Genomic DNA, 1,277 nt, shown 5'->3' on the forward strand with positions numbered 1-1,277 from the left:
TGACCCCTGCCGTCAATCCCGTAGAATTAAACTTGGGAGATTTTAGTTACGCAGCTTGACGATAATAATCAAACCACACCTGTCTTGGCGATTGATAGCCCAAACCCTTTTGAATCCTCGTCTGATTGTAGTACAGCTCGATATAACTGATAATATCATTGATGGCTGTGAACCTTGTTTTATAGTCTTGATGATATACCAACTCATTCTTTAATACGCCCCAGAAGCTTTCTATCGGAGCGTTATCGAAACAGTTGCCTTTGCCGCTCATTGAGCCTATGAATTGATGCTGCTTAATGGTCTTGTGGTAGGCGTGACTGCAATACTGGCTGCCTCTATCAGAATGTACAATTAGCCCCTTGCTTGGGCGTTTATTCTTAATTGCCATGTTAAGCGCACGACATACTAAATCTGCGGTCATGCGCTTGTTAATAGCGTAGCCGACAAGCTCTTTAGTGTATAAGTCTTTGACTCCAGCTAAGTACAGCCAACCTTCGTTTGTCCAGATATAAGTAATATCGCTGACCCAAGACTCATTGGGACGCTTGGCGTCAAACTGCTGATTCAGCACGTTGTCATAGACCAGTTTATTGTGATTGGAATCAGTAGTGACTTTAAAGCGCTTATGACGACGGCACTTGATGCCGTGTTCCTCTTTAATACTTCTAACCATGTAGGGACTGATGTCATGGCCTTGATCACTTAGACGCGCATGTAGACGATCTACACCATAACGCTCATATGTTTCAGTATGAGCGGCTTTGACTAGTAGCTCGCAGTGATTACGATGTATCTGCTGATCACTAATGTCACGACTTGACCAGTCATAGTAACTTGATGATTTAACCTTTAATACACGGCACATAGTTGTGATGCTAAATATCTGCTGATTGTCTTTGATAAAAGCGTACTTTACTAGCTGTGCTTGGCGAAGTACGCCGTCGCCTTTTTTAATATCTCGCGCTCCTCCTCAGCAACTTTAAGCTGGCGCTTTAGCCGTTTTACTTCTTCAAGGGCGCTCATAAGATCAGGATCGTATTGCTCAGTGCCCACAAGCTTGCCCTGATTGGCTTTATTCTGCCAGTTAGATAAGGTTTGCATGGCGATCCCGAGCTGCTTTGCAGTAGCTGAAATATTGCCATTATTATCCGCTATCTTCTTGACAGCTTCTGCTTTAAATTCTGTGCTGTAAGTTCTAACTTTCTTGGTCATGGTAAACTCCTCGTTGAGTCGTTAGTTTACCAAGTTTACTTGTACGGTTTCTTCAGCATAGCTCA

General features: G+C 43.2%; 1 protein-coding gene. It reads right to left on the reverse strand.

Annotation, left to right across the window (positions count from 1 at the left end; all coding sequences use genetic code 11):
- Positions 1-46: 46 nt before the first annotated feature.
- Positions 47-1,212, reverse strand: a protein-coding gene (locus CXF60_RS00595) for an IS3 family transposase (RefSeq protein ID WP_101204884.1) whose coding sequence is annotated in 2 segments (ribosomal slippage) — positions 47-954 and positions 954-1,212 — 1,167 coding nt in all. Because the reading frame shifts where the segments join, the coding sequence is not laid out codon by codon here.
- Between the last annotated feature and the right edge of the window lie 65 nt (positions 1,213-1,277).

The organism is Psychrobacter sp. 4Bb, assembly GCF_002836735.1.
Taxonomy (GTDB): Bacteria; Pseudomonadota; Gammaproteobacteria; order Pseudomonadales; family Moraxellaceae; genus Psychrobacter.